General features: G+C 64.6%; 24 protein-coding genes. 20 read left to right on the top strand and 4 right to left on the bottom strand.

What is annotated here, in order from left to right:
• Positions 1–143 precede the first annotated feature (143 nt).
• Positions 144–713: a DUF4272 domain-containing protein gene (locus tag SPR01S_RS06345; RefSeq protein ID WP_066586634.1), complete on the top strand. Its 570-nt coding sequence runs from the start codon at positions 144–146 to the stop codon at positions 711–713.
• Between the two features lie 26 nt (positions 714–739).
• Here the strand turns inward: SPR01S_RS06345 and radC are convergent, their stop codons facing one another.
• Complete coding sequence (gene radC, locus SPR01S_RS06340) at positions 740–1,423, bottom strand: RadC family protein (protein WP_066586631.1); 684 nt, start codon at positions 1,421–1,423, stop codon at positions 740–742.
• 94 nt (positions 1,424–1,517) lie between these two features.
• On the opposite strand from radC, the gene SPR01S_RS06335 reads away from it, so the two are divergent.
• From SPR01S_RS06335 to SPR01S_RS06290, 10 genes are all read left to right on the top strand, one after another.
• A complete protein-coding gene (locus tag SPR01S_RS06335; protein ID WP_066586629.1) occupies positions 1,518–4,646 on the top strand; it encodes an intermembrane phospholipid transport YdbH family protein in 3,129 nt (1,042 codons plus the stop codon).
• 47 nt (positions 4,647–4,693) lie between these two features.
• The gene (locus SPR01S_RS06330; protein WP_157081995.1) at positions 4,694–4,876 is read left to right on the top strand and encodes a YnbE family lipoprotein; all 183 of its coding nucleotides are present in this window, start codon (positions 4,694–4,696) and stop codon (positions 4,874–4,876) included.
• 2 nt (positions 4,877–4,878) lie between these two features.
• Positions 4,879–5,262 carry a YdbL family probable chaperone protein gene (locus tag SPR01S_RS06325; protein WP_066586625.1) on the top strand — a complete coding sequence of 128 codons (384 nt, stop codon included), beginning with the start codon at positions 4,879–4,881 and terminating at the stop codon, positions 5,260–5,262.
• Positions 5,263–5,407: 145 nt separating this feature from the next.
• Entirely contained in the window at positions 5,408–5,692 is a 285-nt protein-coding gene (locus tag SPR01S_RS06320; RefSeq protein WP_066586618.1) for an AtpZ/AtpI family protein, read from the top strand.
• The gene (locus SPR01S_RS06315; protein WP_084250996.1) at positions 5,689–6,474 is read left to right on the top strand and encodes a F0F1 ATP synthase subunit A; all 786 of its coding nucleotides are present in this window, start codon (positions 5,689–5,691) and stop codon (positions 6,472–6,474) included. Before SPR01S_RS06320 ends, SPR01S_RS06315 begins: the two co-directional genes overlap by 4 nt.
• A gap of 59 nt (positions 6,475–6,533) precedes the next feature.
• Entirely contained in the window at positions 6,534–6,746 is a 213-nt protein-coding gene (locus SPR01S_RS06310; RefSeq protein ID WP_066586696.1) for a F0F1 ATP synthase subunit C, read from the top strand.
• A gap of 21 nt (positions 6,747–6,767) precedes the next feature.
• A complete protein-coding gene (locus tag SPR01S_RS06305; protein ID WP_066586614.1) occupies positions 6,768–7,262 on the top strand; it encodes a F0F1 ATP synthase subunit B family protein in 495 nt (164 codons plus the stop codon).
• Positions 7,255–7,809: a F0F1 ATP synthase subunit B family protein gene (locus SPR01S_RS06300; protein ID WP_066586611.1), complete on the top strand. Its 555-nt coding sequence runs from the start codon at positions 7,255–7,257 to the stop codon at positions 7,807–7,809. The genes SPR01S_RS06305 and SPR01S_RS06300 overlap by 8 nt, the downstream gene beginning before the upstream one ends.
• A 38-nt stretch (positions 7,810–7,847) precedes the next feature.
• Positions 7,848–8,147: a chorismate mutase gene (locus SPR01S_RS06295; RefSeq protein ID WP_066586607.1), complete on the top strand. Its 300-nt coding sequence runs from the start codon at positions 7,848–7,850 to the stop codon at positions 8,145–8,147.
• 78 nt (positions 8,148–8,225) lie between these two features.
• Positions 8,226–8,555 carry a hypothetical protein gene (locus SPR01S_RS06290; RefSeq protein WP_245661893.1) on the top strand — a complete coding sequence of 110 codons (330 nt, stop codon included), beginning with the start codon at positions 8,226–8,228 and terminating at the stop codon, positions 8,553–8,555.
• A gap of 31 nt (positions 8,556–8,586) precedes the next feature.
• Here the strand turns inward: SPR01S_RS06290 and SPR01S_RS06285 are convergent, their stop codons facing one another.
• Positions 8,587–9,294, bottom strand: a complete 708-nt coding sequence (locus tag SPR01S_RS06285; RefSeq protein ID WP_066586604.1) for a hypothetical protein — start codon at positions 9,292–9,294, stop codon at positions 8,587–8,589.
• A gap of 68 nt (positions 9,295–9,362) precedes the next feature.
• Here SPR01S_RS06285 and uvrC point away from each other — a divergent pair, with 68 nt between their 5' ends.
• Positions 9,363–11,282: an excinuclease ABC subunit UvrC gene (gene uvrC / locus SPR01S_RS06280; protein ID WP_066586601.1), complete on the top strand. Its 1,920-nt coding sequence runs from the start codon at positions 9,363–9,365 to the stop codon at positions 11,280–11,282.
• A 148-nt stretch (positions 11,283–11,430) separates the two neighbouring features.
• Here uvrC and SPR01S_RS06275 read toward each other — a convergent pair whose 3' ends face one another.
• Entirely contained in the window at positions 11,431–12,336 is a 906-nt protein-coding gene (locus SPR01S_RS06275) for an SDR family oxidoreductase (RefSeq protein WP_066586598.1), read from the bottom strand.
• Between the two features lie 107 nt (positions 12,337–12,443).
• Between SPR01S_RS06275 and SPR01S_RS06270 the strand changes: the two genes are divergently transcribed.
• On the top strand, positions 12,444–13,304 hold the full coding sequence (locus SPR01S_RS06270; protein ID WP_066586596.1) for a helix-turn-helix transcriptional regulator: 861 nt from the start codon (positions 12,444–12,446) through the stop codon (positions 13,302–13,304).
• Here SPR01S_RS06270 and SPR01S_RS06265 read toward each other — a convergent pair.
• A complete protein-coding gene (locus SPR01S_RS06265) occupies positions 13,289–13,720 on the bottom strand; it encodes a MarR family winged helix-turn-helix transcriptional regulator (RefSeq protein WP_066586594.1) in 432 nt (143 codons plus the stop codon). The two genes, SPR01S_RS06270 and SPR01S_RS06265, sit on opposite strands and share 16 nt — an antisense overlap.
• 129 nt (positions 13,721–13,849) lie before the next feature.
• On the opposite strand from SPR01S_RS06265, the gene SPR01S_RS06260 reads away from it, so the two are divergent.
• From SPR01S_RS06260 to SPR01S_RS06230, 7 genes are all read left to right on the top strand, one after another.
• Positions 13,850–14,278, top strand: a complete 429-nt coding sequence (locus SPR01S_RS06260; protein WP_066586592.1) for an organic hydroperoxide resistance protein — start codon at positions 13,850–13,852, stop codon at positions 14,276–14,278.
• Positions 14,279–14,457: 179 nt separating this feature from the next.
• A complete protein-coding gene (locus SPR01S_RS06255; protein WP_245661892.1) occupies positions 14,458–15,411 on the top strand; it encodes a polysaccharide deacetylase family protein in 954 nt (317 codons plus the stop codon).
• A complete protein-coding gene (locus SPR01S_RS06250) occupies positions 15,408–16,337 on the top strand; it encodes a GNAT family N-acetyltransferase (protein WP_084250992.1) in 930 nt (309 codons plus the stop codon). The genes SPR01S_RS06255 and SPR01S_RS06250 overlap by 4 nt, the downstream gene beginning before the upstream one ends.
• 119 nt (positions 16,338–16,456) lie before the next feature.
• On the top strand, positions 16,457–18,898 hold the full coding sequence (locus tag SPR01S_RS06245) for a TonB-dependent receptor (protein WP_084250991.1): 2,442 nt from the start codon (positions 16,457–16,459) through the stop codon (positions 18,896–18,898).
• An 18-nt stretch (positions 18,899–18,916) separates the two neighbouring features.
• The gene (locus tag SPR01S_RS06240) at positions 18,917–20,152 is read left to right on the top strand and encodes a parallel beta-helix domain-containing protein (protein WP_066586580.1); all 1,236 of its coding nucleotides are present in this window, start codon (positions 18,917–18,919) and stop codon (positions 20,150–20,152) included.
• Entirely contained in the window at positions 20,149–21,315 is a 1,167-nt protein-coding gene (locus SPR01S_RS06235) for an SO2930 family diheme c-type cytochrome (RefSeq protein WP_066586578.1), read from the top strand. Before SPR01S_RS06240 ends, SPR01S_RS06235 begins: the two co-directional genes overlap by 4 nt.
• A 125-nt stretch (positions 21,316–21,440) precedes the next feature.
• Entirely contained in the window at positions 21,441–22,058 is a 618-nt protein-coding gene (locus SPR01S_RS06230) for a TetR/AcrR family transcriptional regulator (RefSeq protein ID WP_066586575.1), read from the top strand.
• Positions 22,059–22,062 lie beyond the last annotated feature (4 nt).

The raw sequence follows: 22,062 nt of genomic DNA, 5'->3' as shown, positions 1-22,062 counted from the left end.
GGGAGTATTGTGGACGCGACCGGGGCTGTCAACGGAGGTCGCGCTAAGTAAATAGGATTCGTCGTCGAAAACCGCAGCATAGCTCGGGGCTGGGAATGACGACCTGCCGTTGCGCGGGCTCAACGCGAGGATATTGTCCAGAGATGGCTGAAGAACGCATTATCGAAGAAATTCGATCGGCGAATGATGTCGCTTATCGAGCCCTTATACTGTTCTGCATTACCGGGCTGGCGGCGGGCGCCGATCGTTCGGAAATTACCGCGTGGCTTTCCGAACACGATTTGTGGGGGAAGCTCGCGCCATCCGAGATCGGCTTCATCGACACGCCGAGCCCGACCCATCAACAACTGGTCAACGCAAGTTGGCTGTCTGAACGCTTGGTTATGATCGTTTGGGCGCTCGGGCAATTAGACCAGCTCCCGCCGCCTGATGAGCAATGCGACCTATCGGTCTTTCAGGACGTGCTGCCCCCGTTTGCCGAAGTCACCGTGCCGGAATTCGTTGCAACAGCGCGACTACGATCGCCCGCAGAATTAATTGCGATGGCAGATGAAACGATGGGCCTTCATTGGGAGGCAAGGGATGCGCAAATTGACGAGCGTCCGCCCGCACAGAACGTCGACCTGGAGATCATCCAGGAGCGCCACCACGCGATAAACTGGGTGATCGGTTACGGCGGGCTGGATTGGGATGAGGTCACCACGGACACCTAATTCAGGCGGGTGTCGCGTCGTCTGCTCTAAATCAGCCCCTGACCCCGCAAACTCACAAACCCCTTGGTCCCCACGATGATATGATCGTGCACCGCGATCCCCATCTTCTTGCCCGCCTCGACCACCGCGCGCGTCAGGTCGATATCGGCGCGGCTCGGCGAGGGATCACCCGAGGGGTGGTTGTGGACCAGGATGATCGATGCGGACTTCAGGTCGATCGCGCGGCGGATGACTTCGCGGACATAGACCGGGGCCTCGTCGATCGAGCCTTCGTTCATCAGCTCGTCGCGGATCAGCATGTTGCGCGTGTTCAAGTGCAACACACGGACGCGTTCGTTGCCGTGATGCGCCATGTCGGCGCGGAGGTAGTCGAGCACCGCTTGCCAGTTCGACAGCAACGGCTTCTCCGCAATCTCCGCCTTTAGCAGGCGCAGCGCCGTCGCCTGCGCGATCTTGAGCGCGGCGACCGAGGTCTCGCCCATGCCCTTGACCCGCGCGAGTTCCTCGGGGGCGGCGGTCAGCAGGCCGGCGATCCCGCCGAATTCGCGCAGCAAGGCATAAGCCAGCGGTTTGGTGTCGCGCCGCGGGATGGCAAGCGCGAGCAGATATTCGATCAATTCATGGTCGAGCAGCCCGTCGGCATCGGCAAGCAGGCGCTGCCGCAACCGCGCGCGGTGACCAAGATGATCCGGTTCCGGAACGTCCCCCATCCGTTACGGGTTAATCGGCGACAAGGGGCTGCGCAATTGCCCTGAAGCCGTCGTGGCGTGTAGCGTCGCCAGTAATGACGATAACAGGGTGTCGATGACCGAGAGCGAGCCAGATATTGCCCGCCCGTCGCGCGGGGGTCGCATCCGGTTCGGGCTCGGCGTCGCGCTCGCGCTGTTGCTGGTCGTGCTCGCCGGGCTGTGGCTGGTGCGCAAGCCGGTCGCCGAGCATTTCATCGACAATGCCTTGTCGCGAGCCAAGGTGCCGGCACGCTACACGATCGAGGACATGGCGCTCGGCCATCAGCGCCTGACCAATATCGTCATCGGCGATCCCGCCCATCCCGACCTGGTCGCCGATTGGGTCGAAGTGCAGACTTCGGTCGATTTCGGCGGCGCGCATATGACCGGCGTCCGTGCCGGCCATGTGCGAATGCGCGCACGGATCGTCGACGGCACTTTATCGCTGGGGTCGCTCGACCGCCTGATTCCCAAGGGGGCAGGCGGCGCCTTTCGACTGCCGGCGATCGGGCTCGAGCTTCAGGACGGCCGGATGCGGCTGGAATCGCCGCAGGGCGTGGTCGGGATCAAGGCATCGGGCAGCGGCCGACTCGACGGCGGATTCCGCGGCCAGATCGCGGCGATCAGCGAGCAGATCGCGAGCGGCTCGTGCGTCGTCGACAAGGCGGTCGCCGCGTTGCGCGTCGACATCTGGTCCGACGCGATCCACCTGCGCGGGCCGGTACGCGCCGGCGAGGCGAGCTGTGGCGGCAATGGAGTTACCCGTTTCCGGTCCGATATCGTCGCCGCGGTCGCGCCCGGCTTCGATCGCTGGAACGGCCATGCCGATGTCGCTGCCGATCGGGCGGCCGGTCCATCTCTGGCCGTCGAGACGATGGCCGGATCCATCGGCTTCGCGGGTACCGCGCGGGATATCCAGGGCAAGGTACGGCTGACCGCCGACCGACTGAGCGGCGACGGCATCGCGGGGCGAGCCGCGGTGATCGACGGCGCCTATCGCTATGCCGACGCCAAAGGCGCGTTCACCGGCAAGGTACAGGTCGGCAAAGCGGCGCTGCCCGCCACGATGCGCGCGCGCTTCGCCTCGCTGGGATCGGCGGGTGCCGGTACGCCTGTCGCGCCGCTGGCCGCGCATTTGGCCCGGGCTCTGGACAATGCAGCGCGCGATTTCGCGCTGACCGCCGAAATGTCGGCGGTGACCGATGGCGGGCGCGGGGCGGTCAAGCTCTCCCGACTGCTCGCGGTCGCCGATAGCGGCGCCAGCGTCACGCTGACCAGCCGCGACGGCGCGCAGTTCGTCTGGCCGAACGGCGGCGCGGTCTTGCGCGGCGATCTCGTCGCGGGCGGCGGCGGGTTGCCCGACCTCGTCGCGCATCTCGATCAGCAACGCGCCGGCGCCCCGATCACCGGTACCGCGACGATGGAGCCGTACGAAGCCGGCGGCGCGCGCCTGGCGCTCGCGCCGGTACGGTTCAGTGCCGGGCTCGACGGGCGGACGCGGATCGACAGCGAAGTGACCATGTCCGGCCCGCTCCCCGGCGGCGCGGTGGATGCGCTTCGCGTGCCGCTAGCAGCGCAATGGGACGGACGCGGCAACCTGGCGATCAATCCGGGGTGTGCCCCGGTGGCGATCGCCCGGCTGCGGCTCTCAGGCCTGGATGCGCGGGGTTTCCGCACCCAGCTTTGCCCCGTCGACGGCGCGATGCTGCGGATCGCAGGCGAGCGGATCGGCGGCGGCGCGGTGGCGCGCGACCTCCGGCTCAACGGTGCCTTGGGTGGCAACCCGCTAGCCGTTGCCGCGGCCCAGGCGACCTTGCGGCTTGGCGAGCGCCGCTTCCTGCTCGATCGGCTGGCAGTGCGGCTCGGTACGCCCGATCGCTTGACCCGGCTCGACGTCGTGAAGCTGGATGGCAGCTTCGGTCAATCGGTCGGCGGCACATTCGACGATGCTGGCGGCCAGATCGGCGCGGTGCCGCTGATCCTGTCACAAGCGGTGGGGACGTGGCGGATGGACAATGGCCGGCTGCTGGTCGGCGGGACGGTGACGGTGGCCGATGCCGCGCACGATCCGCGCTTCAAGCAACTTGCCGGCCGCGACGTTTCGCTGACACTTGCTGACAATCGCATCGCCGCGACCGGAAAGCTGACCACGACCAATGGCGCGGTTAAGGTCGCGGATGTCACGATTGCGCACGATCTGTCGAGCGGCGCGGGCTCGGCCGAACTCGACGTTACCGGGCTGACCTTCACCAAGGCCTTCCAGCCCGACGCGCTGACTCCGCTGACCGAAGGCGTGATCGCCGATGTCGCGGGGACGGTGACCGGCCAGGGCCATATCGCCTGGACCCGCCAGGCGGTGACCAGCAACGGGGTGTTCCGCACGCACAACACTTATCTTGCCGCCGCGTTCGGCCCGGTCACCGGCCTGTCGGGTGAAATCCGCTTCACCGATTTGCTGGGGATGGTCTCCGCGCCCGATCAGGTCGCGACGGTCAAGACCATCGACACCGGCATCGCGGTCAGCGACGGGGTGGTCCATTATCAGCTGCTGGGGCCCCAGCGCATTCAGGTCACCGACGCGCGCTGGCCGTTCGCCGGCGGGCGCCTCGATCTTGCGCCGACTTTGCTCGACTTCGCCGATCCTGGCGGCCGGCACCTGACGTTCCGCCTGACCGGCGTCGATGCCGCCCAGTTTCTGCAGCAATTCAACTTCAAGAATTTGAACGCGACGGGCGTGTTCGACGGCACCTTGCCGATGATCTTCGACGTCAATGGCGGCCGGATCGAGCATGGCGAACTACGCGTGCGCCCCGGTGGCGGCACGCTCGCTTATGTCGGCCAGGTGACCAAGGAGGATGTCGGCACCTGGGGCAATCTGGCGTTCCAGGCGCTGAAGTCGCTGCGCTATCGCAACCTCGATTTGACCCTCAACGGGCCGCTGGCGGGCGAAGTCATTACCGAAGCGCATTTCGCCGGAGTCAGCCAGGGCGAGGGGACCAAGTCCAACTTCCTGATCCGGCGGTTGCAGCGCCTGCCCTTCGTGTTCAACGTCAAGATCCGCGCGCCATTCCGTTCGCTGCTCGATTCGGCGCAGAGCTTTTACGACCCCACGCTGCTGATAAAGCGCAATTTGCCTGCGCTGATCCGTCAGCAGAATGACGCCAATCAACCCGTTCAGCCTCCCGCAAGCGAGACCAAGCCATGATACGAATTGGATTGACGATGAAGCGATTGGACCCGACCAGACGGCCGATGCGACGGATGTTCTTGATCGGCGCGGCGTGCGCCAACGGATTGTTGGGCGGGTGCGTCAACGTGACGGCACCCGACAAACCGATCGAGATCAACCTGAACATCAACATCACTCAGCAAGTGGTGTACAAGCTGGACGGCCAGGCCAAGGCGCTGATCGACCAGAATCCGGGGATATTCTGACGATGAAACGCACGTTTACCGCCTCTGCCCTGCTCTTCGGCGCTGCAATCGCCCTGGTCCTGCCCGCCGCGGCGCAGGAGCGTGACCCGGCCTATGCCGCCGCACGTTCGGCGGGGCAGATCGGCGAGATGCCCGATGGCTATCTCGGCGTGGTCGGCGCGCCGACCAAGGACCTCGTCGCGCTGGTCAACAAGATCAACATCCAGCGCAAGGCGGTCTATACCCAGAAAAGCGCGGCGAGCGGCTCGACGGTCGAGGAAATGGCCTTCACCACCGGGTGCAACCTGATCCTGAAGACTGTACCGGGCGAGAAATATCGCGATCCCGCGGGCAATTGGCAGACTCGCACCGCCGCGGCGCCGGCGCGCGATCCGCGCTGCATCTGACCTTGTCCTTTCGGACGGTTGACTCGGTCCGGCCGCTTTCCTAAACGCGCGCTCAGCAAACGGGGGCTGTGGCCTTTCCGCTGCCCCGATCGTCGCCCGCTTGCCAGAGCGTGGCGGCGTTTCTTTATCAGGATGTTTCAGCGCCTTGGCCGACGATCGCCAGAATACTGACCTCGACAGCCGGATCGCCGCAGCGCGCGCCGCTGAAGAGGCGCGTTCGAGCGTCGGGCCGCAACCGTCCAAGGGGTACGGCCAGGGATCGCGCGTATTGATGGAGCTGATCGGCGCCCCGCTCGGCGGTGGCATCGTCGGTTGGGCGCTCGATCACTGGCTCGGCACCAGCCCGTGGCTGCTGCTGGTCTTCCTGGCGCTCGCGATCATCGTCGCGTTCCGCAACATCTACCGCATTTCGAAGGAGCGTGCCGAATAATGGCCGGCGACATCAACCCGATGGAACAGTTCGAGGTCGGTCACCTGATCGATCTCAAGCTTTTCGGCTACGACGTCTCGTTCACCAACTCGGCGCTGTTCATGGTCGTCGTGTTCGTGCTGCTCGCCGTCTTCATGGCGGGCGGGCTGAAGCGCCAGCTGATCCCCGGCCGTTGGCAGGTGGCGGCTGAAGGCGCGGTCTCGTTCATCGATTCGATGGTCAACGTGAACATTGGCAAGGGCGGCAAGAAGTTCGCGCCGTACATGTTCTCGCTTTTCTTCTTCATCCTGTTCGCCAATCTGGTCGGCGTGCTGCCGCTGGCGATCATCCCGCACCTCCACACCTTCGCCGTCACCAGCCACATCACGGTGACCGCGGTGCTGGCCTTCTTCTCGTTCGGCATCGTGCTGGCGGTCGGTTTCTGGAAGCACGGCCTGAAATTCTTCTCGCTGTTCGTGCCGCACGGTGCGCCGCTGGTGCTGCTGCCGGTGATCGTTCCGGTCGAGTTGATCTCGTTCTTGGTGCGTCCGTTCTCGCTGGGTCTGCGACTGTTCGTCGCGATGACCGCGGGGCACATCCTGCTCGAAGTGTTCGGCAGCTTCGCGGTCCAGGGTCTGAATGCCGGCCTCAGCGGCAGCCCGATCGGCTTCGTCGTCTGGATCGGCAGCTTCCTGATGATCCTCGGCGTTTCGGCGCTTGAGCTGCTGGTCTGCGCGATCCAGGCCTATGTGTTCGCGCTGCTCACCTCGCTTTACCTCCATGACGCGGTGCACCTGCACTAAGTCGCTGTTTTCAATGCTGTGAATTATTCTGGGAGTTTAAAATGACTGATCATGGTTTGATGTACATCGGTGCCGGCCTCGCGGCGATCGGCGTCGGCGCGGCCGCGCTCGGCGTGGGCAACGTGTTCGGCTCGTTCCTCGAAGGCGCGCTGCGTAACCCGTCGGCCGCCGACGGCCAGCAGGGCCGCCTGTTCATCGGCTTCGCCGCCGCCGAGCTTCTGGGTCTGATCGCGTTCGTCGTCGCGATCCTGATCCTGTTCGTCGTCAAGTAAGCAGCAGAACGAGCGCTTCCGATGCCTCAGATATCCCAAGCAGCCTCCATCTACGCGTCGCAGCTATTCTGGCTCGCGATCGTGTTCGCGGCGGTCTATTTCGGGATCGGCCGGGCGATGGTGCCGAAGATCGAGCGGACGATCGACGATCGTAACGCTCGCATCTCGGCAGACATCGCCGCGGCGGAGGGAGCGCGCAACGCAGCACGCGCGGCCGAGGAAGGCTATACCGCCAGCCTCGACGGCGCGCGCAGCCAGGCCCTGAAGCTGGTCGGCGAGGCGAAGGCGAAAGCCACCGCATCGACCGAACAGGCGATCAAGGCGGGCAATGCCGACCAGGAAAAGGCCCTGGCCGACGCCACCGCGCGCATCAATACCGCCAAGGCGACCGCCCTTGCCGGGATCGAGGATGCGACGGTGGATGCGGTCGAGGCGATCGTCGCCAAGCTGTCGGGCGTCACGCCCGATCGCGCGACGGTGGCGGCACGAGTGAAGGCGGAACTGGCCAATGGCTAATCTCCAGGCGACCACGCTGGCCAAGGAAACCGGCACCACCGAACTGCACCACGAGGCGTCGGCATTGGGCTTGACCCCGCCGGCATGGGTGGCGCTGGCGATGCTGTGCGTGATCGGCATCATGATCTGGCAGAAGGTGCCGGCATTGATCGGCCGCATCCTCGACGGCAAGATCGCGACGATCCGCCAGCAACTCGACGAAGCCGCCGCGTTGCGTGCCGAGGCCGAGGCCCTGCTTGCCGAGGCCAAGAAGCGCGATGCCTCGTCGGCGTCCGATGCCGCGGCGATCGTTGCGCATGCCGAACAGGAAGCGGCCGCTTTGGTCGCCAAGGCGCAAACCGACGCGACCGAATTGGTCGCGCGGCGCGGCAAGATGGCCGAGGACAAGATCGGTGCCGCCGAGCGCGCCGCGGTTGCCGAGGTTCGCGCCAAGGCCGCCGATGTCGCGACCCGCGCCGCCGCGTCGATCATCGCGGACACCCATGGCGCCGCCGCCGACGCCAAGCTGGTCGACAAGACCATCGCCGGCCTGTCGCGCCTCAACTGAGCTTTCCCCGCCCGTTTTAGCGGGCTAGGGACGGCGTCATGATCCTCCCCGAAGACTGCCAGACCATGATCGACGTCCGCGCCGGCGTCGATGCGGTCGACCGTCAGATCGTCGACCTGCTGGCGGTCCGGTTCCGCTTCATGACCGCTGCCGCGCGGATCAAGCAGGATCGCGGTACCGTCCGTGACGAAGCCCGCAAGGCGCAAGTCATCGCCAACGCCAAAGCCGCCGCCGAAACCGCGGGTGTGCCGCCCGAGGTCGTGGGCGACCTGTGGGAACGGCTGGTCGAAGGGTCGATCGCCTATGAATTCGATCGCTGGGATCAGCATCGCGCCTGATGGCTGGTCGGCCTGCCATAATTCCGACGCCAATCGCGGCCACACAGACCGCGCTCTTTAGGGGAGAATGAAAACATGATGTCGCTGATCGCTATCGCTCTGCTCACCGGCCAGACCGCGCCGGCTCCCGCCGCGGCACCAGTCACTGGCGCCAGCGTCGGGCCCGTAACCGGCGCCGCGCCTGCCGTCACCAGCAAGTTCACGCTCGACACCCCGATCGAGACGATCGAGGCCGATGCCAAGGGCAAGGAAGTGCTCACCGCGGACCTGGGCGGCGACGTCTCGCAGCATCCGATGTATGAGAGCTTCAAGTCGATGAGCCTCAACCAAGTCGCGCCGATGTCGGGCGGCAAGATCACCGACGACGTGCTCAAGAAGGTCGCAACCGACCTCGCCGCGATCAAGTAAGACAGCGAGCCGCCGGACACCGGTCCGGCGGTTAGCGGTTGCGCCTGAAGTCCTGTGCGGCAATCATCGCGCCGAACGGGGGCTCGTCAGCCAAGTTGGCTCGATTGTCCCTCGCCATGCCGCCAAGGGTCTTGTCTAACCAAGGCAAACGTCGACCAATTCCCGTCGTCACCCGGTCGTTGGTCAGTTCAACGGTGATGCCTTTGAACCTAGCGCCCGGACCGAAACTAGCGGCTAAATCGGCGGGATCGACCCGCTCGATGGTTGCCGGATCGTTGATATCGCGGAATCGCGCCATCGTCGGATAGTAGGCCGGCGCCAGCGTCGCGATCGTTCCCGCGCTGTGTGAAAGGCGGTCCAGCACCTTGCCGTCGCCGGTGGCAGCGGCATTGAGCTGTGACGCAAAGGCGTGATGCGGCATCCAGATGGCCCAATCCGGGCTGCCCGCGTCTCGGAGCAGCAGGAACAACGTTGCCCGGCCCGGAATATCGATCGCGACGGCTTCTCCATGAACCTTGCCGCCGACGCTATCATAGCCGCGCATACGGGCGATCTCGATGACACTAGATCCCTGGACGACCTCGCCATCACACTCGACCCATCCGGTCAGCCGGAACCGGTAATGCCAACCGATGAGCACGTCGCATCCGGTCAGTCCTGTGCTTATGGCGCCGATGCTTGCTGCCGCAATCAGCTCGCGTCGTGTCATGGTCGGCAGGAATATCGATGGGATTTGCATGGCACCATCAGCCTAACTGGCAGCTCTTAAGCATTGTTGACCGTCCCTCCAGCGCCTAACTGATCAGCGTGTCCGATCCTAACTCGCCGACCCGATTCAACGAAGACAAAGCCACCTACACCGTCCGCGGCGGCGGTGAGGCGCCCGACCTTGCCGCGGGCGTGGCGGCGATCCGCAACGTGCTGAAGACCTTGCCGGCGCGGCCCGGCGTCTATCGCATGCAGGATGCGCGCGGCGACGTGCTCTATGTCGGCAAGGCGCGCGCGCTCAAGAACCGCGTCACCAATTATACCCAGGTCGATCGCCTGCCCAAGCGCCTCCAGCGGATGGTCGCGCAGACCCGGTCGATGACGATTGTCACGACCAATAACGAGGCAGAAGCGCTGTTGCTCGAGGCACAGCTGATCAAGCGTTTCCGCCCGGCCTACAATGTCCTGCTGCGCGACGACAAAAGCTTCCCGTTCATCCTGCTGCGCGCCGACCACGACTTCCCGCGCATTCAGAAGCATCGCGGCGCGCGGCGCGCCAAGGGCAATTATTACGGTCCGTTCGCCAGCGCCGGCTCGGTCAATAACACGCTCAACGCGCTGCAGAAACTGTTCTTGCTGCGGTCGTGCACCGACGGCTTCTTCAAGACCCGCGACCGGCCGTGCTTGCTCTATCAGATCAAGCGCTGCTCGGCGCCGTGCGTTGGGCGGATCGGGGTCGAGGAATATGCCGAGCTGGTTGGCGACGCGAAGGACTTCCTGGCGGGCAAGTCGACCAAGGTGCAGACCAAGCTGGGCGCGCAAATGACCGAAGCGGCCGAGGCGATGGACTTCGAGCTCGCCGCGGTGCTGCGCGACCGGCTGAAGGCGCTGACGTTCATCCAGGGGACGCAGGCGATCAACGCCGAGGGGGTAGGGGACGCCGACGTCTTCGCGCTCGCGTGTCGCGACGGGGTGATGGGCATCCAGGCGTTCTTCATCCGCGGCGGGCAGAATTGGGGGCATCGCAGCTTCTTCCCCGCGCATACCAACGAGGTGCCCGAGGATGAGGTGCTGACCAGCTTCCTTACCCAATTCTACGAGGAAGTGCCGCCGGCGCGGAACGTTCTGCTCGATCGCGAGCTGGCCGAGGGTGCGCTGTTGAGCGAGGCCCTGGCGGAGCGCGCGGGCTATAAGGTCGCGTTGTCGGTGCCGCAGCGCGGCGATCGCCGCCGCCTGATGGAACAGGCCAAGCGAAACGCGGTCGAGGCGCTCGACCGGCGGCTGGCGGAATCGACCACCCAGGCGAAATTGCTGCGCGAAGTCGCCGACCTGTTCGAGCTGGCCGAGCCGCCCAACCGCATCGAGATCTACGACAACAGCCATATCCAGGGCACCAACGCGCTCGGCGCGATGGTCGTCGCCGGGCCGGAGGGCTTCCGCAAAGGCCAGTATCGCAAGTTCAACATCAAGCAGGCGGCGACCGACGACGATTTCGCGATGATGCGCGAAGTGTTCGCCCGCCGCTTCGCCCGCGCCCAAGCGGAGGATCCCGATCGGGATGCCGGCGACTGGCCCGACCTGGTGCTGATCGACGGCGGTCGCGGGCAATTGAACGCGGTCAAGGGCGTGCTCGAGGAAATGGGGATCGAGGATGTCTGCCTGGTCGGCGTCGCCAAGGGGCCGCATCACGGCCGCGAGGGGCGCGAGGTCTTTCACTTGATGGACGGCCGCGAGCTGACCTTGCCGGTCAACTCGCCGGTGCTGTTCTATCTTCAACGCCTGCGCGACGAGGTCCACCGCTTCGCGATCGGCGCGCACCGCCAGAAACGCGCCAAGGCGATCGGCGCGTCACCGCTCGACGAGGTTCCGGGGATCGGCCCGGCGCGCAAGAAAGCGCTATTGATGCACTTCGGCACCGCCCGGTCGGTGCGGGGCGCAAGCCTAGACGACCTGAAGAAGGCGCCCGGCGTCTCCGCCGCGGTCGCACAGCAGGTCTACGACTTCTACCATTCGCGGTAATCTCTGCGTTCCCCTCCCGTTTACGGGAGGGGTTAGGGGGAGGGCTTGTTCATCGCTTCAATGCGACATGCCCTCCCCCGGCCCCTCCCGTAAACGGGAGGGGAGAATCAGGGTTGCCGCCTACGCGGAGCGTTGGATGAGTGTCGCTTCAGCCGCCCATTCCTACCAGCGAATAATCCATCGCCTTCAGGTCCTCGAGCAGCCCGGGCCCGGTCGGCTGCCAGCCCAGCAATTCGCGGGTCTTCGCGCTGGACGCGGGGAGATCGAGCCCCGCGAACATCGCCAGCCAGCCGAAATGCGCCGGTGCTTGTTCGGGCGTCAGCGAAACGACAGGCAGGTTCAGGCCCGCGCCAACCACCTCGGCGATATCGCGGACCGGGATGCCCTCTTCGGCTACGGCGTGATAGCGCGCGCCGGGCGCCGACCGCTCGACTGCGAGGACGTACAATTTCGCGACGTCGAGCACATGCGCCGCGGGCCAGCGGTTGAGGCCATCGCCGATATAGGCGACCGCACCCTTCGCCTTCGAAAGTTCGATGAAGGGCGAGACCAGACCCTGTTTGACGGTGTCGTGGACCTGCGGCAGGCGCATCGAGACCAGGTTCACGCCAGCGTCGAGCAATATTTGCCCCGCCAGTTCCGACGCGGCGCGCGGGTTGGGATGGTTCCTATTGAGCACATCCTCGGTCGCGGGTCCGCCCGATTCGGGATTGCCGATGCCCGTCCCCGAAGTGATCAGCAGCGGGCGGTCGGACCCCTTGAGCACATCGCCCATAGCCTCGATGGCGCGGCGGTCCTTCTCGCAATTCGCCAGGAATTTGGAGAAATCGTGGTCGAACGCGGTGTGGATTACCGCATCCGCCTGATCCGCGCCGGCACGGAGAGTCTCGGGATGTTCCAGATCGCCGCGATGGACCTGCGCGCCGGCAGCTTCGAGGGCGCGCGCGCCGGCGTCGGATCGCGTCAGGCCGAGAACCTCGTGCCCCGCCGCGAGCAGTTCGGGAACGATACGGGAGCCGATGAAGCCGGTGGCGCCGGTGAGGAAGACACGCATGAACAGCCTTTCGATATTGTTCGAACCGTCATGTCGGGCTATTCGTCATCCTGTAAAAGTAGTGATATTATCATGGTATAAGTACCAACAGGATCGCCTCTGATCAGATGCCAGCCGAACCCGCCAATCCGCTTGGGACTTTCCTGCGCGACCGCCGTACCCGGCTCGATCCGGCGGCGTTCGGCTTGGGCGGAGGCCGCCGCCGCACGCCCGGCCTGCGCCGCGAGGAAGTCGCGCAACGCGCCAATATCAGCCCGACCTGGTACACCTGGCTCGAACAGGGCAGGGGAGGGGCGCCGTCCGCCGACGTGCTCAACCGCATTGCCGCCGGATTGATGCTGACTGAGCCGGAGCGCGAGCATCTCTTCATCCTGGGCCTCGGTCGCCCACCCGAGGCGCGCTATCGCGGTGCCGAGGGGGTGACGCCGCGGTTGCAGCGCGTGCTCGACGCCTTGTCGCCCAGCCCTGCTCTGGTCAAAACCGCGATCTGGGACGTGGTGGCCTGGAACGAGGCAGCGGCGGCATTGCTGACCGATTATGCACGGCTCCCCCCGGATCGACGCAATATCCTGCGCATGATGTTCTCCGATGCGCGCGTGCAGGCAGCGCAGGAGGATTGGCTGAACGTCGCGCGCTCAGTGGTCGCATCGTTCCGCGCTGAGGCGATGCGGGCCGGCGCGGGTGCAGAGATCGCGCAACTCGTCGATGAGCTTTCGCACACCAGCCCGCATTTTGCGGCGTTATGGCGCGCCAATGACGTGGTCGGCCATGCGGAGGGGGTGAAGCGCCTGCGACACCCCGAGATCGGGCCGATCGAACTGGAATTCTCGATCTTCGCGGTCGACGGACGCCCCGATCTGGGAATGATCGTCTACAATCCCATCAGCAGCGAAGGCGCGGATCGTATCCGGTCGCTCATGGCCGCGCGCTCGGAGCGGCGCCGCGCGGAGCTTCACAGCCCGGCATAGACCCGGTCGCGAAATTCCTTCACGCGCTTGTTCAGGTCGATGATCCCGGCGACCGGCGCTCCGGACGTCTCGACCAGGCGCTCGGCCAGGCATCCCGCTTCCGACCTCAGTGCCTCTCCCTTCGGCGTCGTCTCGATCAGCACTTCGCGTTCGTTCTTGGGATTGCGCGTCCGCGTTACCAGTCCAGCCGCCTCCAGCCGCTTGAGCAACGGAGTCAGCGTGCTCGATTCGAGCGCGAGCTTCTCGGCCAGTCCGCCCACATTCTGCCGCCCGTTATGCCATAACAGGTTGAGCACCAGGAATTGCGGGTAGGTGATGCCCATCTGGTCGAGCAACGGCTTGTAGGCACGCTGCACCGCCATGCTCGCGGAATAGAGCGCGTAGCAGAGCTGATCGTCGAGCTTCATCACATCCATTGGTCGGGTCCGTCGCCTAAATCCGTCTCCAACATATATCGCGATAAGTTTTCTCTTGACAAGAGCGCAGCCAAGCCTATTTCGCAGATCGCGACAACACTTATCGCGATATATATAGGAGCAGCACTCATGGACATTCTCTATCGCACCAGCGCTACGGTAACCGGCGGCCGCACCGGCCATGGCCGCAGCGAAGACGGTTTGCTCGACGTCGAGCTGCAGACCGCCAAGGAACTCGGTGGCGCCGGTGGCGGCACCAATCCCGAGCAATTGTTCGGCGTCGGCTATGCCGCCTGCTTCCTCGGCGCGATCCGCTTCGTCGCCGGACAGCGCAAGATCCGCGTCGCCGACGACGCGACGGTCACCGCCAGCGTCGGGATCGGCAAGCGCGACGATGGCCGCGGCTTCGGACTCGACGTGGCGCTCGCGGTCGACCTGCCGGGTATCGACACTGCGACCGCGCAAGAACTGGTCGATGCCGCGCACATCGTCTGCCCTTATTCGGAAGCGACCCGAGGCAATCTCGACGTCCGGCTTTCGGTGGTCGAGCACGCTTGATCGCGCTCCTTCTTAGCCCCTCCCTTTCAGGGGAGGGGTTGGGGGTGGGGCAGTGCCGCAAGCTAATCGCCTGAGGAGAGGCCCCACCCCAACCCCTCCCCTGAAGGGGAGGGGCTAGTAGCGGCTTACCTCCCGCGAATTGGCAAAATCTTCACCGTCTGCCGCTATCCCCCAGCGGCGTGACAGCCGTATTCCTCACCATCGATACCGAGCTGATGTGGCGCCACCACGCCGCGGGGTGCGACCTGGCGACTCAGATCGAGCGCTCGCTAGATCCGGCCGGTGTCGGCATCCGCTATCAGCTCGACATGCTTGGTCGGCACGGTCTCAAGGGCACCTTCTTCGTCGATCCGATGCCGACCATGGTGTTCGGGCTCGATGCGATCCGCCCGGTGGTCGAAACCATCCTCGCCGCAGGACAGGAGGTGCAACTTCACATGCACCCCAATTGGGCGGGCGCGAAGGCGGACGATGCCGGTGAGAGTTCGGGCCGGTTTGAGCTGATCGACTATAATCTCGACGAACAGCGCGCGCTGATCGCCGGCGCGGGCGACCTGCTCAAGGCCTGCGGCGCGCCCGAACCGGTCGCGTTCCGCGCCGGCAGTTATGCCGCCAACGATGACACGCTCGTCGCCTTGGCGGAACTCGGCTTCCGTTACGACAGCAGCCATAATGGCGCTGACGCGCCCTGGCCCAGCCAGATCGGCCTGCCGCAGCGCCAGATCGCGCCCGTCGCGCATAATGGCGTGACCGAGGTGCCGGTGACGGTGATCGAGGACGTGCCGGGCAATCTGCGCCATTTCCAGATCTGCGCACTGTCTCAGGGCGAAATGCGCGCCGCGCTCGACCATGCGGTTGCCCAGGAGCATGAAGCCGTGACCATCGTTAGCCATGGCTTCGAGCTCGCCAATCGTGGCGGCACGCGTCCGAACGGCGTTCATGTCGCGCGGTTCGCAGGATTATGCGCGATGCTTGCCGATGCGCGGTCGACGCTCTCGACCACCTGGTTCCGCGACCTGCCGGAGTTCGCCAGCGCCGGGCAAGCGACGCCGCTCGCTCCCAACATGTTGCGCACGCGCTGGCGCCAGGCGGAACAGCTCTGGTCGAACCTGGTCGAGGAACGCGCGGCGTGACGCCGATCACGTCCGGCGCGCGCCCGCTGCCGCTGAAATTCCAGATCGGCGCGCGCACGCTCGGCGCGATCCGCCGGGACCTCGTTCGCGTGCCGCTCAGCCTCGACGACGCGCTCGACGGCGACCGGCCCGATCTGCCGCCGCTCGACCCGACTGCGGACGGCTATCTGGTGACCTCGCTCGCCGAGCATCACCGTCACGCGCTCGTCTATGCGGCCAGTCCGGCGATCGCCTTTACCCGCCAGCGCTACACCCGCCGTTATGCCGACCTGATGACCACGTTCCAGGCCTATCTCGATCGTCTGTCGTCGAACACGCGATCGGGCATCAAGCGCAAGGCGAAGAAGGTCGCCGCCGCGTCCGGCGGTGCGCTCGATGTCCGCCGCTACGCGACCCCCGCCGAACTGCGCGAGTTCCATGAGGTCGCGCGCCGCCTCGCGCTCGCCACTTATCAGGAAAAGCTGATGGGCGCCGGCTTGCCCGATGCGCCCGATTTCCTCCAGCGCATGTATGTCATGGCGGCGGAGGGCAATGTCCGCGCCTGGCTATTGTACGTTGGTGGCGAGCCGGCTGCCTATCTTTACTGCCCGGTCCATGACGGCACCGTCATCTACGAATTTGTCGGCCACGATCCGCGGTTCGGCGATCTCTCGGTCGGCGCCGTGCTCCAGGTTGAGGCGTTGCGCGACCTGTTCGCCGACCCAGCCTGCCGCCGCTTCGACTTCACCGAGGGCGATGGCCAGCACAAGCGCCAGTTCGCTACCGGCGGTGTCGATTGCTGCGACGTGCTGCTGTTGCGTCCGACGCTCGCGAACCGCCTGCTGATCGCCGCGCTGGCGGGGTTCGACGGCACGATGGCACTGGCCAAGGCTAGCGTCGAGCGAATGGGCCTGCAGAACTTGGCGAAGAAGATTCGCCGCGCCTGAGTGGACGGAGTGCCGATACTGGGCTTCCTCAAGCACAGACCGTAGGGTTTCATAATATAGCCTTGACTAGCATTTTGTTATGACCTTCAATCCCTGAAAAATAATGGGAGGAGAGGGCCATGAAGAGCGTGATCGAAAGAGGTCTGCTGGCGGGAACAGCAATGTTGTGGTCGATGGCGGCGGGCGCGCAAACCGCCCCCGCGCCTCAGCCGGATCCCGCTCAGGCGCAGACGCCCCCGGCCGCAGCGGCCGACAATTCGGGCCAGTTGGGCGACATCATCATCACCGCGCAGCGCCGCGAACAATCGCTGCAAACCGTGCCGATCAGCGTGGCTGCTTTCAGTGCCGCCAACATCAAGGCGCTCAGCGCCGAATCGATAGGCGATCTCGACAATTTTACACCGGGCCTGACGATCAACGATACGTCGGTGACCCAGCCCAGCTTCACCATTCGCGGCGTCTCGACAGACGATTTCGGGATCGGCACCGACCCGTCGGTCGGCATCTTCATCGACGGCATCTATTCGGGCCGGTCGGGATCGTCGCTGATCTTCTTCAACGACATCAACCGGGTCGAGGTGCTGAAGGGGCCGCAGGGGACGCTGTTCGGCCGCAACACCTCCGCCGGCGCGATTTCGATCATCACCAACAAACCGTCGCCCGAACCGGAAATGACCGCCACGGCGCAGTTCGGCAATTACGCCAAGACCAAGCTCGACGTGATGGGCAATGTGCCGATCACCGACACTTTGTATTTGCGCGTCGACGGCGTGATCAACCGCCGCAACGGTTATCTGAAGGACGCGGTCACCCATGACGATCGCGAGCGCGAAAACAGCACCTCGGGGCGGATCGCGCTGCGCTGGGCGCCGAGCGCCAACACCGATTTCGTCCTCGCTTACGATCATGACGACACCAACAAGGATGGGCCGGCTGCGATCGGCATCAGCGCCTTTGCCCTGAGCAAGGATCCGTTCGGCCCATTCGCAAACGACGTGATCGGCAACAAGGAAACCCGCATCCTGAACGGGGTTTCATTGACCGCGACGCAGCATATGGGTGCGTTCACCCTGACCAGCATCAGCTCGTTCAAGCATTTCGAGACGCACAATCGCGAGGATGAGGACGGCACCAACGATCCCACCCGCTATCTCGACACCGAGAATGCCGAGCGGAATTCCAGCCTCTATCAGGAAATACGGCTGGGCTATGAAAGCGACCGGATCAGCGCGATCGCCGGGGCAAGCTATTATCACGAACGCGGTCGCCAGCAGAGCATCGTGACGGCGCTGACCGACTCCGTGAACCGGTTGATCAGCGACGCGACGGGCGGCCAGTTCCCGATCTTCTCGATCCTCGACAGCGTCGGCCTGCCGGTATTCGGCAACACCTTTCAGGAGACGATGAGCAACCGCGCCGCGAACGATAGCTATGCGGTGTTCGGCGATGCGACCTTCAAGGTGACGCCGAAACTGAGCCTGACGGCCGGCATTCGCTACACGCACGATTTGAAGAAATTCAGCTGGTTCAACGGCCCGTATTCCGCGCCCGGGCTCGATGCGATCAAGGCGCCCGGCGCGCTCTACAACGCCATCCTCGGTGTGCCGGCCTTTCCCGACGACGTCCTGTTCAGTGCGTCCGATTTCTTTGGCGCGACGATCGGTCCGAACGGTCTGATCTTCGACGAAGGCGCGTTGGAAGGGGTTCAGTTCACGCGGCGGGCATCGTTCAGCGACGTCTCGCCGCGCTTCGTCGTGCAATATGATGCGACCCCCGATGTCCACCTCTATGCTTCGGCCTCGCGCGGCTACAAGGCGGGCGGGTTCAACTCGGTCCAGGTCAATTCCTTCTTCGAGCCGGAAAAGGTTTGGAATTTCGAGGGCGGCATCAAGTCCGAGTTGTTCGACCGCCATGTGCGGTTCAACCTCTCGGGCTATTATTTCAAGTACAGCAACCGCCAAGCGCTCAGCCTGGAGAATACCGGGGGCGCGGTTCCGCAATATATCACGCTGTCGGGAGACTCCGAGGCATATGGCCTCGATCTCGACACGCAATTCGTGATCTCGCGCGACTTCTCGATGACCGGCACCGCCGGACTGATCGACTCGAAATGGGTGAAACGGACCGAACAGGGCATCGACATTTCCGGCCAGCCGACCGGCGAGCCGGTGTTTCGCGGCATCCTGGGCCTGCATTACAAGCACGATACCGGCAACGGCACGATCTTCGGCGATGCCAGCTACAGCTATACGTCGCGCCAACGGCTCAACGATGCGGCTCGGGCGATCAATGCGTTCATCGCCATTCCCGCCGCGGCCGGTGGCGCGGGCGTCGACTTGTCGAAGATCGACCGGCTGTGGGCGCCGCGCAACATCGTCAATGCCAAGATCGGCTGGCGCTCGCCCGGCGAGCGTTATTCGATCGCCTTGTTCGCCGAGAACCTGCTCAACGAGAAATATCTGCGCACATTGAATACGATAACTGCCGACACGTTCCACACGCCCTATGTCCGGCGCGACCAGCCCGGCTTTTACGGAATCGAGCTCGGACTCAAATTCTGATCGAACGGGGAGAGAAAGATGACCAAAGGAATTGCGCTTGTCGGCTGCGCCGCGATGCTCGCGCTCGTCAGCGGCTGTGGACCGAAAGTCGACCAGCAGGGCTTCACCGTCGATCCCGATTTCGAGAAGAACCTGCAACAGAAGCTGCTCGACGCCAAACCCGGTAGCGTGATCGAGATTCCGGCCGGCAAATATGCGCTGAGCCGCAGCCTTAGCCTTACGGTCGACGGAGTGACGGTGCGCGGCGCGGGCATGGGCAAGACCATCCTGTCCTTCGCGAAGCAGAGTTCGGGCGCCGAGGGCATGCTGGTCACCGGCAACGACTTCACGATCGAGGATCTGGCGTTCGAGGACACCAAGGGCGACGCGCTGAAGGTCAACGGCGTCAAGAACACCGTGATCCGCCGTGTTCGCGCCGAATGGACCGGCGGCAGCAAGACGTCGAACGGCGCCTATGGCCTCTATCCGGTGCAGGTCACCAACGTGCTGATCGAAGGCAGCGTGGTGAAGGGAGCATCCGACGCCGGCATCTATGTCGGGCAATCGAACAATATCATCGTCCGCGACAATCGTGCCGAGGGCAACGTCGCCGGAATCGAGATCGAGAATTCGAACAACGCCGACGTCTATGGCAACACGGCGACGGGCAATGCCGGCGGCATATTGGTCTTCAACATGCCCAATCTGCCGGTGCCGGGCAGCAAGACCCGCGTCTTCAAAAATCAGGTCTTCGCCAACAATCACGCCAATTTCGGTGCGAAGGGCAGCGCGGTCAGCTCGGTCCCGGCGGGATCCGGGGTGATCGTCAATTCCAACGATCAGGTCGAGATTTTCGACAACGACATCAAGGATAACAAGACCGCCAACGTCCTCATCTCGAGCTATTATTCGACCGGCTTCGACACCAAGAAAGGCATCGCGGCGGCGTATGACCCTTATCCCGAGAACATCTACGTCACCGGCAACCGCTTTTCGGGCGGCGGCGAGGATCCCGGCAACCCGACGCTGGTCCCGCTCAAGGCGGTGAATGGCGGTCGGTTGCCCGATATCTTGTGGGACGGTTTCACCAATCCGAAGCTCAAGGATCCGGGCATCTGCGTCCAGAATGGCGCGGCGAAGACGCTCAATGCCGATGGTCCGTCCAAATTCGCCGGTGCACGGATCGATACAGGGCGCAATTGCGCGCCGCCGACTCGCCTGCCGGCGATCGTGCTGCCTGAGGCGATGACGAAGGATAGCGGCGCCAAGTCATGATCGTTCGCCTGGTCGCTTCCCTCTGCGCGGCGCTGCTGCTCGCGGCCTGCGGCCATGTGCCGCAGGCCGTCACCTTCCATGCCGAGGACAATCCGGAAAAGCTGTCGGCTTGGGGCCTGTTCACAATGGCCGATGGCCGCATCGCCCCGCACGAGGGGATGGTGACGTATGAGCTGCAGACGCCATTGTTCAGCGATTATGCCCAGAAATGGCGGACGATCTGGATGCCCAAGGGGGTTCATGCCGCCTATCGGCCGAACACCGCCTTCGATTTTCCCGTGGGGACGATCGTCACCAAGACCTTCTATTACACCGCGTCGGCAGGGGTAACCGACCCCCAGACCAGCAATGATGTCGTCAAGATGACTCCGGCGACCTATCAGACCGGCGTATCGGGCCTCGACCTTCGCCATGTCCGCCTGATCGAGACGCGATTGCTGGTCCGGCGCGCGTCCGGCTGGGTCGCGCTGCCGTACGTGTGGGGTACCGATGGCCGAGACGCGACGCTGGCGCGGACTGGCGCCGATATCGCGCTGACGCTCGATGAGGGCGGGAAGAAGGTATCGTTCGATTATTCCGTGCCGAACCAGAATCAGTGTGCGGGTTGCCATGCCCAGGACTTCCGCACGCGAGCGATCGAACCGATCGGCCTCAAGGCGCGCAATCTCAACCGGGATTTCCCCGGGGAAGGCGGCGAGATCAACCAGCTGAAGCGGCTGGTTACGATGGGCTATCTGACCGGCGTGCCCGCCAGCGGCGTGCCGCGCAACGCCAACTGGCAGGACGCCAAGGTCGACGTGGTCGATCGCGCACGCGCCTATCTCGATATCAATTGCAGCCATTGCCACAACCCGACCGGCGCGGCGCGCACCTCCGGTCTTTGGCTCGACGCGCCGACGGTCGACGCCCGCCTTCTCGGCATGTGCAAACCCCCGGTCGCAGCCGGGCGCGGTACCGGGGACCGGCCGTTCGACGTCGTTCCCGGCCACCCCGAACGCTCGATCCTGCCCTATCGCCTCGCCAGCACCGATCCCGGCGTGATGATGCCGGAGCTCGGCCGCGACATCGAACATGTGGAAGGCGTCAAGTTGATCTACCATTATATCCTGACCCTGAAAGGCGCGTGCACCGAGGATGACGGAACCGGGCCGGCGGCGGGATGAGCCTGTCCGTCCGGCCACGGTGACGGCGATGCCGACGCTCTGGTTCGGCCCGGAAGGCACGGTTATAGGCGCCATGATACTTTCGGGTGCGCGGGCAACCGCGCTGCCGCCAACCAAGGCCTGACGTGATCGCGAATCTCAGCAATAACCGCGCGTCCCCGAAACAGGAGCGCGCGCAGCAAACCTATGAACTGCTGCTCGACGTCGCCGGCGAATTGCTGGCCGAAGTCGGAATCGATCGCATATCGACCAACCTGATCTGCACACGAGCGGGCCTTACGCCTCCCGCTCTCTATCGCTACTTCAAGGACAAATATTCGGTTCTGGAGGCGCTGGGGCTGCGATTGATGGAGCGCCAGAACGCCGTGCTCGAGGCCTGGATCGCGCGCCATGCCGGCAAAGGCCTCGACGACCTGCAGGATAATATCGAGGAGCTGATGCGGGAGAATGCGGCGGTCACGCGCGCCGAGCCGGGAGCGATCTGGATTCTGCGAGCGCTCCACGGCTCGCCCCGGCTTGCCCATGTCCGCATCGAGTCGCACCGTTATGTGACGGGTAAGCTGGTCGAGGCCTATGCGCCGCACCTTCCCCAAATGAATCGCGAGGATTTGTGGCTGTATGTTCGCCTCACCGTCGAACTCGGCTTTGGCGCGGATGCGATGCTCTATGAAGAACCGGGCCTGTCGGCGGACGCCGTATTCCGAACCGCCGCCAACATGATGCGCGGCGGCCTGGCGACCTGATCTT

This window comes from Sphingomonas pruni NBRC 15498, assembly GCF_001598455.1.
GTDB classification, from domain to species: domain Bacteria; phylum Pseudomonadota; class Alphaproteobacteria; order Sphingomonadales; family Sphingomonadaceae; genus Sphingomonas; species Sphingomonas pruni.
This window is presented reverse-complemented; position numbering and strand designations above follow the sequence as displayed.

Excerpts from the sequence above, each read along its gene's own strand:
- SPR01S_RS06335 (WP_066586629.1), top strand. The coding sequence starts at position 1,518 with ATGACCGAGAGCGAGCCAGATATTGCCCGCCCGTCGCGCGGGGGTCGC.
- SPR01S_RS06345 (WP_066586634.1), top strand. The coding sequence starts at position 144 with ATGGCTGAAGAACGCATTATCGAAGAAATTCGATCGGCGAATGATGTC.
- SPR01S_RS06310 (WP_066586696.1), top strand. The coding sequence starts at position 6,534 with ATGTACATCGGTGCCGGCCTCGCGGCGATCGGCGTCGGCGCGGCCGCG.
- radC (WP_066586631.1), bottom strand. The coding sequence starts at position 1,423 with ATGGGGGACGTTCCGGAACCGGATCATCTTGGTCACCGCGCGCGGTTG.
- SPR01S_RS06295 (WP_066586607.1), top strand. The coding sequence starts at position 7,848 with ATGATCCTCCCCGAAGACTGCCAGACCATGATCGACGTCCGCGCCGGC.
- SPR01S_RS06330 (WP_157081995.1), top strand. The coding sequence starts at position 4,694 with ATGCGACGGATGTTCTTGATCGGCGCGGCGTGCGCCAACGGATTGTTG.
- SPR01S_RS06240 (WP_066586580.1), top strand. The coding sequence starts at position 18,917 with ATGACCAAAGGAATTGCGCTTGTCGGCTGCGCCGCGATGCTCGCGCTC.
- SPR01S_RS06285 (WP_066586604.1), bottom strand. The coding sequence starts at position 9,294 with ATGCAAATCCCATCGATATTCCTGCCGACCATGACACGACGCGAGCTG.
- SPR01S_RS06325 (WP_066586625.1), top strand. The coding sequence starts at position 4,879 with ATGAAACGCACGTTTACCGCCTCTGCCCTGCTCTTCGGCGCTGCAATC.
- SPR01S_RS06260 (WP_066586592.1), top strand. The coding sequence starts at position 13,850 with ATGGACATTCTCTATCGCACCAGCGCTACGGTAACCGGCGGCCGCACC.
- SPR01S_RS06265 (WP_066586594.1), bottom strand. The coding sequence starts at position 13,720 with ATGGATGTGATGAAGCTCGACGATCAGCTCTGCTACGCGCTCTATTCC.
- SPR01S_RS06290 (WP_245661893.1), top strand. The coding sequence starts at position 8,226 with ATGTCGCTGATCGCTATCGCTCTGCTCACCGGCCAGACCGCGCCGGCT.
- SPR01S_RS06245 (WP_084250991.1), top strand. The coding sequence starts at position 16,457 with ATGAAGAGCGTGATCGAAAGAGGTCTGCTGGCGGGAACAGCAATGTTG.
- SPR01S_RS06305 (WP_066586614.1), top strand. The coding sequence starts at position 6,768 with ATGCCTCAGATATCCCAAGCAGCCTCCATCTACGCGTCGCAGCTATTC.
- SPR01S_RS06270 (WP_066586596.1), top strand. The coding sequence starts at position 12,444 with ATGCCAGCCGAACCCGCCAATCCGCTTGGGACTTTCCTGCGCGACCGC.
- SPR01S_RS06300 (WP_066586611.1), top strand. The coding sequence starts at position 7,255 with ATGGCTAATCTCCAGGCGACCACGCTGGCCAAGGAAACCGGCACCACC.
- SPR01S_RS06275 (WP_066586598.1), bottom strand. The coding sequence starts at position 12,336 with ATGCGTGTCTTCCTCACCGGCGCCACCGGCTTCATCGGCTCCCGTATC.
- SPR01S_RS06235 (WP_066586578.1), top strand. The coding sequence starts at position 20,149 with ATGATCGTTCGCCTGGTCGCTTCCCTCTGCGCGGCGCTGCTGCTCGCG.